The organism is Phaeobacter sp. SYSU ZJ3003 (assembly GCF_041300735.1).
Lineage (GTDB): Bacteria > Pseudomonadota > Alphaproteobacteria > Rhodobacterales > Rhodobacteraceae > Phycobacter > Phycobacter gallaeciensis_A.
In genome coordinates, this window is the sequence record NZ_PXNU01000060.1 from 15756 (window position 1) to 30088 (window position 14333).

Consider the following 14333-nt stretch of genomic DNA (forward strand, 5'->3'; position numbering starts at 1 on the left):
TCTCCATATCTGAGGAGATTGCACGAAATTGCTTTGTAAAACCAGCCATTTGCTGCCTATAGGGCAGTTTGCCGCCGCCCGGGCCCGGTTTCGCGCCGCCGACGGCCTGCGGCCGGACCTGATTCGCCACCCGCTCAGGCCCGGGGCCCCGAGGTGTCAAAATCAGCGCGGAAATCTCAGGTTGAGATCAAACGCGCATATCGATTGGCTCCTTGGGGTCCAGTTGAAACATCACCATATCATACTCCATGGGCGCGGAAGACAAGGTATTGCTCCAGTCATGGATGGGCCGATAAAGGTTCTCCGCCTCCGGCACAGTGATATCCACCGTCTTGGTCGTATCCAATGTAACAGCCACGCCGCCACGCAGATTTTTTGCCTCAAGACTCTCAAGAAAGGCCGCATGCTCCTCTCGCATCTTAGCTTGACGCTCAGCTTCATTAGAAATGACTCGCTTAGCTTCCTCAGGACTGAGCAAGTCGTTGATTTCGTCTTCGCTTGCTGCATACCTGCCTTGAATGGCGATTGCCGAAGCCTGTTCATAATCCTTGATGGTTACGGACCCGCCGGCGTGCGTAATGATCAGGTCGTTTCCGTCCTTTTTCGCAGTATATGTTTGAGTGTCGATCTCCAGCATCAATTCGGCGCCGCGCGCGACCTGCACGGTGTCATGGCCTGCGTCACGTCCAACGCTCATCGCCACAGTTCCGCCGCCAATCGAAATCGTATCATTGCCAGTGCCTCCATTAACTGACAGGGTTTCCTGAACCGTAACGGAAATAAAGTCATCCCCTGCCCCTCCATGGATATCCGCCCGGCCAAGATAAGCCGCTGTTGCCTGCCTCACGCGTTCCTCCGCCGTTTCTGCTCGGGTATAGCCAGAGAATCCTGACATCCAATTCAAAGCCGACTTCCCCTCTTGCGTTACAGCTGACGCACCAATTCCAGCATCTACGGATATGGTGTCCTGACCGGCGGCGCCGTAAATACCGCTGACAACCCCGCCACGAATGGCTACGGAATCGTTCCCCTCGCCCGCATGGATGTTCTTTACCAAGTCGGATTCGATCGCGATCGCATCGTTGCCGCCTTTGCTGGACACACCGCTTACGCGCTTGGCCTTGATCGCGACCGCATCATTGCTGACTGTTTTGGAGCGCCACCCGAGTACAAGATTGCCAGATTTGGTTTGCCTAGCGTGCATGCGGCCGTCACGATCCGTGCCTACGGACTCCACCCAATCAGCTTCGATACTGATGGCATCATTCCCTCCCTCTGTGCCAACCCCACGGACTTTTTTGGCGCTAATGGCAAAAGAGGCTTCATTTTGGGAGGAAATATTTCTGACGGTTTTGCCGCTAACAATGCTCAGCGCATCGGAGTCCGGGGTCTTGAACAAGGCGACAACTGTTCCGCCAAAAGATCGCTCCTGGCCGCCAAGATTTTCCAAGGCCGCCGCCATATTGGCCGCCAGTTTGTGGTATCTCTCCGCGAGAATCTTGCTCTGGGCCGCTTTGCTCCTTCTGGCTGTGGAAGATTCTAATTTTCCACGGGCATTCTCAAAGATTTCGTGCTCCTTAGTTCGATAGTCAATCTCTGCTTTTGCGAGCGAATTTAGCCTGTCCACGCCCCAGGCCGTCCCTTGATCACCCGATTCGACCCGGGCCTGAGCGCCCCTGTCGCTGGCTGAGGCATTAATCAGTGTAAGGGCGGAATTATTGACAATAGAAAGGCCGGAAAATGTGGTCATGTCTCTACTCCTAAAGCTGAATTCGTTCGCCGCAGTCTCAACCAGAGACATTTAGACATCATTACAACTAAAAGGAGATTGCGTGGAATTTTACTAACCCACGCTCCGGACTGTCACCTTTCCATGCCCCAGAACACAGAAAAGCCCCGCAAATTGCGGGGCTTTCCAGATTGTCAGAACAGAGAAATCTCTGAAGATCAGTCGCCGGTCTTCAGCGCTGCGCCCAGGATGTCGCCCAGCGATGCGCCGGAATCCGAGGAGCCATACTGTTCCACTGCTTCTTTCTCTTCCGCGATCTCGCGTGCCTTGATCGACAGACCCAGACGGCGGGTCTTGCTGTCAACGTTGGTCACGCGGACGTCGATCTTGTCACCAACCGAGAAACGCTCGGGGCGCTGATCGGCACGGTCACGAGACAGGTCGGAGCGGCGGATGAAGGACTTCATGCCTTCGTATTCCACTTCGATGCCGCCGTCTTCGATGGCGGTCACTTCGACGGTCACGATCGAGCCACGCTTCACGCCGCCCACGGCTTCAGCGAACTTGTCGCCGCCCAGGGCTTTGATCGACAGGGAGATACGCTCTTTTTCAACGTCCACTTCGGAGACAACGGCCGAAACCATGTCGCCTTTGCGGTAGTTTTGGATCGCATCTTCGCCACGCTCGTCCCAGCTGAGGTCAGAGAGGTGAACCATGCCGTCGATGTCGCCTTCGAGGCCGATGAACAGACCGAATTCGGTGATGTTCTTGACTTCGCCTTCGACTTCGGTGCCCTCGGGGTGGGTCTCAGCAAAGACTTCCCACGGGTTGCGCATGGTCTGCTTGAGGCCCAGGGACACGCGACGCTTGGCGCCGTCGATTTCCAGAACCATGACGTCGACTTCCTGCGAGGTCGAAACGATCTTGCCGGGGTGCACGTTCTTCTTGGTCCAGGACATCTCGGAGACGTGGACCAGACCTTCGACACCGGGCTCCAGCTCAACAAATGCACCGTAATCGGTGATGTTGGTGACGCGACCCTTGTGCACCGAACCCAGCGGGAACTTGGCACCAACCAGATCCCACGGATCTTCCTGCAGCTGCTTCATGCCGAGGGAGATACGGTGGGTCTCTTTGTTGATCTTGATGACCTGAACCTTGACGGTTTCGCCGATCGACAGGATCTCGGAGGGGTGGTTCACACGGCGCCATGCCATGTCGGTGACGTGCAGCAGGCCGTCAACGCCGCCGAGGTCAACAAACGCACCGTATTCGGTGATGTTCTTGACCACGCCGTCAACCGCATCGCCTTCGGACAGTTTGCCGATGACTTCTGCACGCTGTTCGGCACGCGATTCTTCCAGGATGGCACGACGGGAGACAACGATGTTGCCACGGCGACGGTCCATTTTCAGGATCTGGAAGGGCTGCTTCAGACCCATCAGCGGGCCGGCGTCGCGCACGGGGCGGACGTCAACTTGCGAACCGGGCAGGAAGGCCACGGCGCCACCGAGGTCGACAGTGAAGCCGCCTTTGACGCGACCGAAGATCGCGCCTTCGACGCGGGCATCGTCTGCGTATGCTTTTTCCAGGCGGTCCCAGGCTTCTTCGCGGCGCGCCATCTCGCGGGAGATGACAGCTTCGCCACGGGCGTTTTCAGCCGAGCGCAGGAAGACTTCCACTTCATCGCCAACGGCGATTTCGGGAGTTTCACCAGGATTTGCGAATTCTTTCAGATCAACGCGGCCTTCCATTTTGTAGCCGACGTCGATGATGGCCTGGCCCGCTTCGATTGCGATGACCTTGCCTTTAACAACGGACCCCTCATCGGGTGTGTCCATTTCGAAGCTTTCGTTCAGGAGGGCTTCGAATTCCTCCATCGATGTGTTCTGAGCCATGTGGTCTCGGATTTCCTTTACATATCTTATTTAGCTGGCCATGCGGTTGTCTCCGCCGGTCTGAATGGGTTGGTCGGTCTGAGATCACGCATCTGAACCGTCTGGAGCAAACAAACACAAAGGGCCGGAGGTTGCCCCGACCCTGCTCAGACTGTCCGTGGTGCGTTTTCGCATCTCTTTCGACATGGGCCGTATAAGCAGATTCCCCCTTGCTGACAAGGGGAAATGGACTCTACGGCCCTGTCATGGCAAGGGCACGGCCCGACTATGAGCGGTGGAAACAGCCGCCGCCTCCCCCGTTTCCGGTCAGCCTTGCCGGTCCTTGATCGCAGCAATGGCCGCCGCGATAGCGGCTTCGATGCTCAGATCGCTGGTGTCGATCACCACCGCATCATCCGCAGGCTTCAGCGGCGCCTCGCTGCGGTTCATGTCGCGTTCGTCCCGGGCCTTCACATCAGCCAGAACGGTGTCGTAATCGCTGTCCGATCCGTTTTCGCTCAACTCCAGGAACCGACGGCGGGCGCGCACCTCGGCGCTGGCGGTGACAAAGAGCTTCGCCTCGGCATCCGGGCAGATCACCGTGCCGATGTCGCGCCCGTCCAGCACCGCGCCTCCGGCCCGGCGGGCAAAACTGCGCTGGAAATCCACCAGGGCCTGACGGACCTCGGCGATCACAGCCACTTTCGATGCAGCCTGGGCCACCTCGGCCGTGCGCAGCCCCTCGGCCTCCAGATCGGCAGCGACCAGAGACTGCGCTGCCTCCAGCGGTTTTTCACCAGCCAGCACCCGCGCCCCGACAGCGCGGTACAACAGGCCGGTGTCCAGATGGGCAAAGCCGAAATGCGCGGCGACCGCTTTGGAAATCGTACCTTTTCCTGCCGCAGCCGGGCCGTCGATGGCGATGGTGAAACGGGTGGTCATGTTGCAAAGCGCTCCGAAATCTCAAGCGTGGGTGAACTTGGCGCCAAGCGCGGTCATCAGCGGCTCGAAGATGGGGAAGGAGGTCGCAATCGGGCCGCCGTCATCAACGGAGACCGGGTTTTGCGCCGCCATGCCCATCACCATGAAGGACATGGCGATCCGGTGATCAAGGAAACTCTCGCAGGTGCCGCCGCCGGGTACGCCTTCGGGACCAAGGCCCATCACAGCCCACCAATCGTCGCCTTCACGGACGGCAACGCCATTGGCCCGCAGCCCCCGCGCCATGGCGTCGATCCGGTCACTTTCCTTGACGCGCAGCTCTTTGACGCCCGCCATCATCGTCTCACCCCGCGCAAAGGAGGCAACGACGGAGAGCACCGGGTATTCATCGATCATCGAGGCGGCGCGTTCAGGCGGCACCTCGATCCCCTGCATGGAGGGGGAGTAGCGCGCCCGGAGATCGGCAACCGGCTCACCGCCCTCGACCCGTTCGTTTTCATAAGTGAGGTCCGCGCCCATCTCGCGCAGGGTAGTGAACAGCCCCGCGCGGGTCGGGTTGAGGCCAATACCCGGCACCAGCACGTCCGATCCGGGCGTGATCAACGCCGCGCAGACCGGGAAAGCCGCCGAGGACGGATCGCGCGGCACCGCAATCACCTGCGGTTTCAGCTCGGGCCGACCAGTGAGGGTGATGACGCGACCTTCTTCCGTCTCTTCGGTGGTAATCTCGGCGCCGAACCCTTCGAGCATCCGCTCGGTATGGTCGCGGGTGGCTTCCTTCTCGATCACCACGGTCTGCCCCGGCGCGTTGAGGCCTGCCAGCAGAACAGCCGATTTCACCTGCGCCGAGGGCACCGGCACCACATAGCGCACCGGCACCGGATCCGCCGCCCCGACGATGGTCATCGGCAGCCTCCCGCCAGAGCGGCCCACCGCCTGCGCGCCGAACAGGGCCAGCGGATCGGTAACCCGCGCCATCGGGCGTTTGTTGAGGCTGGCATCGCCGGTGAAGGTCACGGAAATCGGCGAGGTCGCCATAGTGCCCATGATCAGCCGCACGCCGGTGCCGGAATTGCCGCAATCGATCACATTGTCCGGCTCGGCAAAACCGCCGACACCGACACCAAAGACCGACCACTTTCCGCCGCCATGGTTGATGACCTCGGCCCCGAAGGCCTGCATCGCCTTGGCCGTGTCCAGAACGTCCTCGCCCTCCAAAAGTCCTGAGATCCGGGTTTCGCCCACGGCCATGGCGCCAAGGATCAGGGACCGGTGCGAAATCGACTTGTCGCCCGGCACCTTGGCCACGCCTGCCAGCGGGTCGGCACGGTGAGAGGTCATCGGGGTAGGCGTACCGTGTCCGGACATGAAGGCTTCCTTTGTCAGAGTGTCGCGAATGCTTTTGTTTCCGCTATCGGTAACGAATTGCCGTGATCCGGTCCAGCGCCGATCAGCGCAAGATCACGCCCATATCACCCCGATATCAGCCAAGGCGGCGGAAGGTCAGGTAATGCGGCGTGCGCCCCTCTCGCAGGGCCTTTTGCTCGTAACGGGTGGAAATCCAGTCGTCCCAGGGCTCGCGCCAGTCGGCAGGGCGCTTGGCCAGCCATTCAAAGCCCGCTTTTGGCACTTCTTCCAGGGTCTGGCGGACGTAATCAGGAATATCCGTCGCCACCCGGAAAATCGCGCCGGGTTTCAGGCAGCGGGCCAGCGGCTCCAAATGTTCCTGGGTCACAAAACGGCGGCGGTGATGGCGTTTCTTCGGCCAGGGATCGGGATAGAGCAGGAAGGCGCGCGAAATCGACGCTTCGGGCAGCACATCCATCAGATCGCGCGCATCGCCGGGATGCACTGCGATATTATCCGCATTTGCCTTACGGATCTTGCCTAGCAGCATGGCCACCCCGTTGATAAAGGGTTCGGCACCGATGATGCCGACTCCTGGGTTATTCTGGGCCTGATGTACCAGATGTTCGCCACCACCAAAGCCGACCTCGAGCCAGACATCGCGACCGCCAAACAGCGCCTGCAGATCCAGCGGATTGCGCTCCGGGTTTTCATCCCAGCCCACGGCCCCGGGCGACAGCGCCCCGAGGTCCTCGTCCAGATAACGTCGCTGGCTGTCCTTCAGGGTCTTGCCGCTGAAACGGCCATAGAAATTGCGCCAGGGCGCGCCGCTGGCGTGTTTGTCGGCCGCATCGGTCCGCGCCGGGTGGCTGGCAGAGCTGGTTTTCTTGTCATCAGACATCGGACGGGCCTTTTCATTGCCGGTGTTTCCACGCCCGATCTTGCGTTTCGCCATTAACAGGCGCAGGGGGGCGAATGCTGGGCGTCCATCTGCCGCAAGCCGCCCTGCGGGTCAAGAGAGCTGTCCCGGTGCTACTGATCCTGCGGCGCCTGTTCCCGCAACACTCCGGCAGCCACCAGTCGCAAGCGGGACGGGTACCATTCGGCATTGGGGCGCACCCGCATGGTTTCAATCGCAAAGGCCGGATCGACCCCGCGCGATACCAGATAGGTCAGCTGTTCGTAGATTTCCTCCTGAGTGTCCTGATAGATCCAGGAGCCGAATTCAAAAGGGGTGGCCCAGTCTTCGTCATCGCGCCATTCCCGGTAATAGCTTTGCACCGCTTCCGGCGCCCAGCTGCGCTGATGAAACCCGATCTTGGACCCCAACATCATGCGCCGCCGCTGCCCGGCCAGGAAGATATCGACACAGGCGCTGACGCATTCGCCATCGACCGAAGTATTCAGCCCATGGTCCATGACGATCCATGCGATCTCGGCCCCGGCATAGACACTGCCGCCACCACTGTTCAGCCGGATCTCGGTGACCTGCGGGTTATCTGCCAGGATGCTACGAAAGGCGTCGATGTCCTCGGGGATGATCTCGGACGCCGCGCCGGTGATGTCGGTTTCGGTGTCAAACACCAAGGCCTCGCCGTCGATACGAAATTTCTGCGGCAGGGGCTCCCTGGCCAGCAGGGGTAACGGCAATGCCAGCAGCACAAGGCAAAGTAGCGAGAATATAGGCAGGGATGAACGGTTCATATGTACATGGCTTCCTTTGCGCGAAGGGCATTCCCCGCCGGAAAAGACTAGTTCGGCCCCGGCGCGTAGCTCAAGCCCTGCGCCCTACACCAGTCGCGGATCAAAAAAAGGGGCAGGCCCCGTGGCCCGCCCCCGTTTTGCAATACACAGCCTGACCGGATCAGACGGCCTTTTTCAGCGTCTCGACCAGATCAGTGCGTTCCCAGCTGAAGCCGCCATCGGCATCGGGTTCGCGGCCAAAGTGACCATAGGCCGCGGTGCGCTGATAGATCGGCTTGTTAAGGCCCAGATGCGAGCGGATGCCGCGCGGGCTGAGATCCATCACCTGACCAATGGCTTTTTCAATCGCCTCAGGCGCGACGTCGCCGGTGCCGTGGGTGTCGGCATAGATCGACAACGGCTGGGACACGCCAATCGCATAAGACAGCTGGATGGTGCATTTGTCGGCCATGCCAGCGGCAACGACGTTCTTGGCCAGATAGCGCGCGGCATAAGCCGCCGAACGGTCAACCTTGGTCGGATCCTTGCCCGAGAAGGCGCCGCCGCCATGCGGGGCCGCACCGCCATAGGTGTCGACGATGATCTTGCGGCCGGTGAGGCCAGCATCGCCATCGGGGCCGCCGATCACGAACTTGCCGGTCGGGTTTACGTGCCAGATGGTTTCTGCGGTCAGCCAGCCCTCGGGCAGGGTCTCGCGGATATAGGGTTCCACGATCTGGCGGATATCGTCGGATGTCAGCGACTCGTCCAGATGCTGGGTCGACAGCACCAGCGAGTTGACGCCCACCGGCTTGCCGTTCTCATAGTTGATGGACAGCTGCGATTTGGCATCGGGACCCAGTGCAGGTTCGGTGCCGTTCTTGCGTACTTCGGCAAGGCGGCGCAGAATCGCGTGGCTGAACTGGATCGGCGCGGGCATCAGCGCGTCGGTTTCATTGGTGGCAAAGCCGAACATGATGCCTTGGTCGCCAGCACCTTCGTCCTTGTTCTCGGCCGAATCGACACCCTGCGCGATATGAGCGGACTGTTCATGCAGCAGGTTGGTGATTTCCACGGTCTCGTGGTGGAACTTGTCCTGCTCGTAGCCGATGTCCTTGATGCAGGCGCGGGCGATCTCGTCGATCTTGCCCATGTAATCGTGCAGTTTGTCCTGGTCGGACAGACCCACCTCGCCCCCGATCACAACGCGATTGGTTGTGGCAAAGGTCTCTGCCGCGACACGCGCTTCTGGCTCTTCCGCCAGAAAGGCGTCCAGAACGGCATCGGAAATCCGGTCACAGACCTTATCCGGGTGGCCCTCGGAAACGGATTCCGAAGTGAAAATATAGTGCTTGCGGGTCATGAAAAGTGCTCCATTTGGTTTCGCCTCGCCACGCCAGGAAGCCGTTGTGGGAGGAACCGAAACTACCTACGTGGGAAGACGGTTGTCGTCAATGCTTTTACCGGCCAGAGGTTGAGCAGCTATGAACGCGCCTGCATATTTCCGCCGCGGCGCAGCGCCGCACCTGCCAGCCCCAGCAGCAGGATCAGCACCGGCCAGTCCCCGGTGCCGCTGTAAGGGGTCGCGGGAAGCGCCGCGGGCAGGATCACATCCACATAGCCAGCCTCCCCCAAGGGCAGCGACGGGCCAAGGCGCCCATAGGGGTCAATCACGCCGGAAATACCGGTATTGGCGGCGCGCAGCATCGGCAGCCCCTGCTCTGCGGCCCGCATCCGCGCCTGCACCAGATGCTGATAGGGCCCCGAACGAGTGCCGAACCAGGCATCATTGGTGATCTGCACCAACATGTCCGGGCGATCGGGGGCGGCGTTCACATCCTGCGGGAAGACTGCCTCGTAGCAGATCAGCGGCAATGCCTTGCCGATAGGCAGATCCATCAGCCGCGCGCCGGGTCCCGCAGCATAGCCCGCACCGGCCTGAGAGGCCAATCCATGGAATCCGAACCGCGCCATCAGATCGCCAAAGGGCACGTATTCCCCGAACGGCACCAGATGTGCCTTGTCATAGATCTGCCCGGCAGAACCATCGGCGCTGATCAGAGCAGCCGAATTGAAATAGGCGCCGCCTTCTTCGCGCTGGATCCCCAGCAAGAGCGGCACGCCCGGCGCCTGCTCAAGGATCGCCTCCAGCGTATTGCCGGCATAGTTCAACAACTGCGGCACCGCGGTTTCCGGCCAGATGATCATATCAGGACGCGGGCCTTGGGCGTTAAAACCCATGGCGCGGCGCACGAAATCCCACCGCAGATCCGGGTGCCATTTCTGGTGCTGCGGCGCATTGGGCTGCACCAAGCGCACCCTGTGATCCGTCAGTTCGACCTCGGGCGGAGACGGCAGCAGCGCCACCAGAGCCACAAGCGCACCACCGGGCAGGACCGCCCGCGCGGGGCTAGAGCGCAGCAGCGCCAGCGGTAGAAACGCGGCAAGCGTCAGCACCGCCAGCCCCTGCGGGCCAATCCACGGCAGCAGCTGCGCTGCGGGCGTATCAATCCAGAACTGTCCGAAAGCGGCCCAGGGAAACCCCGTCAGAAGATAGGCGCGGGCAAATTCTGCAAGGCTCCAGAAGGCAATCAGCAGGGTGACCCGCGCCGCCCCCCTGCTCCACCGCACGGCCCCGGCAAAGGCGGCGCCCCAGAACAGCGCCAGACCACCGGCCAGAAACACAAGGGCAAAGGGCGCCATCCAGGCGTGCCGCTGCGCATCCACCTGAAAGGGTTCAACGATCCACGACAGGCCAAAAGCGAAATACCCAAGCCCAAAGGCCCAGCCCAACATGGCGCCAGACCAGGACGTCTGCGCCCGCAGGGAAAAGGCGCCAATCACCGCCAGTGCAATTGGCACGGTCCAGAGCATCTGATTGGGGGCCAGCGCCAGCGACATGAGCGCGCCAAAGCCAAAGGCCAGCGCAAGGACTGGCAAATGGGGTGCTAGCCGCCCCAACCTGCTGCGCAGACCGGAAACCTTCGTCATTCCGCAGCGTTGGGCACCAGTACCCGCAGCCGTTTGATCCGACGGGGATCGGCATCCATGATTTCGAACTCAGGCCCGTCCGGGTGCACGATCACCTCACCGCGGGCGGGCACCCGGCCCGACAGCATGAAGACCAGTCCACCCAGCGTGTCGATCTCTTCTTCGTCGACATCGTCGTGATTGGTCAGCGACTGGCCGATCTCGGCCTCAAATTCATCCAGTGGCGTGCGGGCCTGGGCGATATAGCAGCCAGATTTTTCCCGAAACCAGGTCTGATCCTCGCCGGTGTCGTGTTCGTCCTCGATCTCACCGATGACCTGCTCAATGAGGTCTTCGATGGTCACCAGACCATCAACACCGCCATATTCGTCGATCACCAGCGCCATGTGCCGACGTTCGGCCTGCATCTTGGCCAGAAGCACCCCGATGGGCATGGACGGTGGCACAAACAGCAGCGGGCGCAGCATCTCGCGCAGATTGAACGGCTCCGCCCCGCAGTTGAACCCATGGGTCAGGGCAAAATCCTTGAGGTGAGCAAAGCCAAGCGGCGTGTCCAGCGTGCCCTCGTAAACCGGGACTCGGGTAAAGCCGCTGTCGCGGAATACCTGCACCAGATCGTCGCTTTCGATTGTCACGGGGACGGCCACGATCTCGGCCGAGGGGATAGCAACGTCTTCAACCCGCATCCGGCGCAGATTGATCATGCCATGTGGCTGAACCTCGGAGACAGCGTCTTGCTGCTCTTCCTGTTCCTCCGTCGTGGCAGAGGCCGACAGGGAGCCGAAAATACGCCCCAACAGTCCGGTCTTTTCCGCGTGTTCCGTGGCCTCTATGGCCTCACTCTTCATATGCAGCGCGCCATGCGCTGCGTTAGAACTGCCTTCTATGTCGCCCATTTATCCTATCCAATATGCCCCGTTCAGGGGCTTCCATTTACCGTATATGGGTTATCGATACCCAGTTTGCCAAGTATCTCGACCTCCAGCCCCTCCATAAGTGTGGCGTCGGGGTCGCGAATGTGATCGTAACCCAAAAGATGCAACACTCCGTGAACAAGCAGATGACAGAGGTGATCTGCCAGCGGTTTGCCCGCTTCCTCAGCCTCACGGGCGCAGGTTTCATAGGCAATGGCAATGTCACCCAGCGGAATCTCGCCCGTAAAATCAGTCTCTGGCGGCAAGGGCGCGCCACCCGGCTCCTCAGCAGAGAGTTCCTCGGCTGGCCAGCTGAGCACATTGGTCGGGGTCGGCTTTTCACGGAATTCTGCGTTCAGATCCGCGATGCGCGCATCGTCGCAGGCCAGCAGGGAAATCTCGCACTCCTCGGCCTCCAGATCAAAATGCGCAAGCGCAGCGCCGATGGACCGCTCCGCCAGCGCCTCAAGCGCAACCGCATCCCAGCGGCTGTCTTCGGTGTAAATCTCTAATGTCATCTGTCGCTTTCACATATCCGCTGGGGTCCGACATCACGGACCCGGCGCAGGGCGCCGGGATCAGATTGCCGGAACATCCGCGTCATAGGCTTCGATGATCGCCGCCACCAGTGGGTGACGCACCACATCGCGGGCGGTGAAATAGTTGAAACTGATCTTGGGAATGCTGCTCAGCAAGCGCTCCGCATCCGCCAAGCCAGACGGCACGCCGCGCGGCAGGTCGACCTGGCTGCGGTCGCCAGTGATCACCATGCGCGAACCTTCGCCAAGGCGGGTCAGGAACATCTTCATCTGCATAGTCGTGGCGTTCTGCGCCTCGTCCAGCACCACAAAGGCATTCGAAAGCGTGCGCCCCCGCATAAAGGCCAGCGGCGCGATCTCGATCGTCTTCTCTTCCTTCAGCTTGGCCAGTTGTTTGCCGGGCAGGAAGTCATTCAGCGCGTCATAAAGCGGCTGCATATAGGGATCGACCTTTTCCTCCTGGGTGCCAGGCAAGAAGCCGAGCCGCTCGCCCGCCTCAACAGCAGGACGGCAGAGGATGATCTTGTCCACCTGTCCAGTGATGAACATGCTGACCCCGACCGCGACAGCCAGATAGGTCTTGCCGGTGCCGGCCGGGCCGATGCCGAATGCCAGCTCGTGTTCATATAGGGCCTGCACATAGGCCTTCTGCGCGTCGGTGCGCGGCTCCACCAGTTTCTTGCGGGTCTTGATTTCGACCTTGCCGCCACTGAACATTTCCAACTGGCCGCCCGGATCGGTCTGATCCGACGGCCCCATGCGCAATTCGCGGTCCACATCGGCGCTTTCGACGCTGCGGCCTGTTTCCAGCCGATCATAGAGCGCGGTCAGAACCGCTGCGGCCTGCTCGCGGCTTGCTTCCTCGCCCATCACCGACAGAAGATTGCCGCGGCGCAGGATCTGCACGCCCAGCTTCTGTTCGATATCAGCGATATTGCGGTCGTATTCCCCACAGAGGTCGATCAGCAGGCGATTGTCAGGAAATTCCAGCAGCACTTCATGTGCGGTGTCGGGATGGGGGTGGGACGACGACGGCGGGGCGCTGGTGACCAATCTCTATTCCTCTGGCTTGCGGTTTCCTTCAATGTGCCTCTGCCGCGCGCCCGGTGCAAGCGCAGCCCGGCAAAATTCACACGGTTGAAACAAAAATGGGCTGACACAATACGGACGGGGTCAGAACGGCAAAAGAAAACAGCCGCCCAGAGACGGGCGGCTGCGTTGTTCTCAAAACCGTTCGATGCGCTTACAGCGGGTCGCCATAGGTGGAACCGGACTTGAACGGGCCGGTTGCGACATTGCGCGGCAATTCGCTGTTACAGACCGGTTTGCCATCCGGCGTACGGCGCAGGTCGGCATAGCCTTCGACACCGTCGTCGATGATCCAGTGTTCACAGCCCTGCGGATCGACCCAGATACCGGCAGTCAGCTGCGAAAGATCGCCACTTTTGCCGTCAAAAATGTTCTGGTCGCGGGTCTTGTCGGTGACATCGGTACACGCAGCAACCGAAAGCGCAAGGCACAGAGCAGCGGCCCCTTTGAGAATGGTCATGCTGTAATCCCCCTTAGCGCACACAATAGATTTCGACGCGACGGTTCTGCGCCATATTGGCCGCGCTGGTATTGGGAACGCGCGGATCACGTTCGCCGTAGGCGCGGATATCACCAACCCGCGCACCGGCAGATCGTGCGACCTGAGCCACCGCATTGGCCCGGCGTTGCGACAGGCCGATATTGTATTCATCCGAGGCGCGGCTGTCGGTGTGACCGGCAATCACGAAATACCGTGTGCTCGGTTTTGTCTTCTGAAAGAATTCAGTCAGGCGCTTGCGGCCTGCCGCGTTGATGAAATGCTTGTCCGTGGCAAAGAACTGATCCGTCGGCATCATACCGCACAGCAGACCGGGACGACACACAGGTTTGCCGTCCGGTGTGACATGCGGTGTCATGTAACCTTCGGCGCCATCGTCCATCACCCAATGTTCGCAGCCATCCGGATCAACCCAGATGGTCGGCACATAGCGTTCCCCGACAACAGTACGTGTCTGCGTATCCTGCGCCTGAACAGACGCCCCTGCCAGACTGAATGCGACCGTGGCAGCGGCCAGCAAAGCGCCTGCTTTTCTCAACTTGAAATTCAGCACAACCAGATATCCTTCACCTAAGTCCCCCCGGGAGCATGCCACCACGAGCGTTAAGCCTCACGGTAACAGCATCAATCCATGTATATACCGCCGCTACTGCAAAAGGGGATGTCCCTGTTGATGTTGAACTTTGCTTGAAGGGTGGCGTTGCTTTCCCTGAGCCGTAGGCT

General features: G+C 60.6%; 13 protein-coding genes and 1 riboswitch. All 13 genes read right to left on the reverse strand.

The features are described from left to right. Positions 1-187: 187 nt before the first annotated feature. The 13 genes from C6W91_RS18005 to C6W91_RS18065 all read right to left on the reverse strand — a co-directional run bounded on the left by C6W91_RS18005 (position 188) and on the right by C6W91_RS18065 (position 14169). Positions 188-1750, reverse strand: a complete 1563-nt coding sequence (locus tag C6W91_RS18005; protein ID WP_370571260.1) for a hypothetical protein — start codon at positions 1748-1750, stop codon at positions 188-190. Between the two features lie 197 nt (positions 1751-1947). Beyond that, on the reverse strand, positions 1948-3627 hold the full coding sequence (gene rpsA, locus C6W91_RS18010; RefSeq protein ID WP_065272332.1) for a 30S ribosomal protein S1: 1680 nt from the start codon (positions 3625-3627) through the stop codon (positions 1948-1950). 306 nt (positions 3628-3933) lie between these two features. Then, the gene (gene cmk, locus C6W91_RS18015; protein WP_274831539.1) at positions 3934-4548 is read right to left on the reverse strand and encodes a (d)CMP kinase; all 615 of its coding nucleotides are present in this window, start codon (positions 4546-4548) and stop codon (positions 3934-3936) included. Positions 4549-4569: 21 nt separating this feature from the next. After that, positions 4570-5916: a 3-phosphoshikimate 1-carboxyvinyltransferase gene (gene aroA / locus C6W91_RS18020; RefSeq protein WP_274831540.1), complete on the reverse strand. Its 1347-nt coding sequence runs from the start codon at positions 5914-5916 to the stop codon at positions 4570-4572. Between the two features lie 115 nt (positions 5917-6031). After that, the gene (locus C6W91_RS18025; protein WP_370571261.1) at positions 6032-6796 is read right to left on the reverse strand and encodes a tRNA (guanosine(46)-N(7))-methyltransferase TrmB; all 765 of its coding nucleotides are present in this window, start codon (positions 6794-6796) and stop codon (positions 6032-6034) included. Between the two features lie 131 nt (positions 6797-6927). Continuing rightward, complete coding sequence (locus C6W91_RS18030; RefSeq protein WP_274831541.1) at positions 6928-7599, reverse strand: hypothetical protein; 672 nt, start codon at positions 7597-7599, stop codon at positions 6928-6930. Between the two features lie 160 nt (positions 7600-7759). Beyond that, positions 7760-8941 carry a methionine adenosyltransferase gene (gene metK, locus C6W91_RS18035; RefSeq protein WP_370571262.1) on the reverse strand — a complete coding sequence of 394 codons (1182 nt, stop codon included), beginning with the start codon at positions 8939-8941 and terminating at the stop codon, positions 7760-7762. A 6-nt stretch (positions 8942-8947) separates the two neighbouring features. Next, positions 8948-8997: riboswitch (SAM-SAH riboswitch) on the reverse strand. A 63-nt stretch (positions 8998-9060) separates the two neighbouring features. Beyond that, on the reverse strand, positions 9061-10569 hold the full coding sequence (lnt, locus tag C6W91_RS18040; RefSeq protein WP_370571263.1) for an apolipoprotein N-acyltransferase: 1509 nt from the start codon (positions 10567-10569) through the stop codon (positions 9061-9063). Further along, positions 10566-11465 (reverse strand): hemolysin family protein, encoded by a 900-nt coding sequence (locus C6W91_RS18045; RefSeq protein ID WP_065272326.1) that lies wholly within the window; start codon positions 11463-11465, stop codon positions 10566-10568. The genes lnt and C6W91_RS18045 overlap by 4 nt, the downstream gene beginning before the upstream one ends. Before the next feature lie 23 nt (positions 11466-11488). Then, positions 11489-12001, reverse strand: coding sequence for an rRNA maturation RNase YbeY (gene ybeY, locus C6W91_RS18050; protein ID WP_274839604.1), 513 nt, complete (start codon positions 11999-12001; stop codon positions 11489-11491). Between the two features lie 60 nt (positions 12002-12061). Further along, positions 12062-13075 carry a PhoH family protein gene (locus C6W91_RS18055; protein WP_065272324.1) on the reverse strand — a complete coding sequence of 338 codons (1014 nt, stop codon included), beginning with the start codon at positions 13073-13075 and terminating at the stop codon, positions 12062-12064. Positions 13076-13265: 190 nt separating this feature from the next. Further along, positions 13266-13571 carry a hypothetical protein gene (locus C6W91_RS18060; RefSeq protein ID WP_065272323.1) on the reverse strand — a complete coding sequence of 102 codons (306 nt, stop codon included), beginning with the start codon at positions 13569-13571 and terminating at the stop codon, positions 13266-13268. Between the two features lie 13 nt (positions 13572-13584). After that, positions 13585-14169, reverse strand: coding sequence for an OmpA family protein (locus C6W91_RS18065; protein WP_370571264.1), 585 nt, complete (start codon positions 14167-14169; stop codon positions 13585-13587). Between the last annotated feature and the right edge of the window lie 164 nt (positions 14170-14333).